Annotated in this window: 1 protein-coding gene; it reads right to left on the bottom strand. The window is 58.8% G+C overall.

What is annotated here, in order from left to right; all coding sequences use genetic code 11:
* On the bottom strand, positions 1-238 hold a 238-nt coding region (locus tag SAZ04_RS22935), incomplete at both ends, for an ATP-binding protein (protein ID WP_488803358.1).

Raw genomic sequence — 238 nt, forward strand, 5'->3', positions numbered from 1 at the left:
TGGCGGCGGCGAAGGCGTCGGGGAGGTCTTCGCGGGAGCGGGCGTGGGTGATGCCGACAGAGGAGCCGCCGTTGGCCGGCTTGATGAAGCACGGGTATCCGATGGACTCTTCTATGGCCCGCATCGAAGCATTCTGAGTAAGTGTATACTCCCATGATCGGATGACAAGATATCTGGCAACGCGAATACCAGATTCGCGGAAAAGAGCCTTCATCAGCGCCTTGTCCATGCCGATTGC

The sequence above is a fragment of the Halalkalibacter lacteus genome (assembly GCF_036663595.1).
In the GTDB taxonomy this organism is placed as follows: Bacteria; Bacillota; Bacilli; order Bacillales; family Bacillaceae_D; genus Halalkalibacter; species Halalkalibacter lacteus.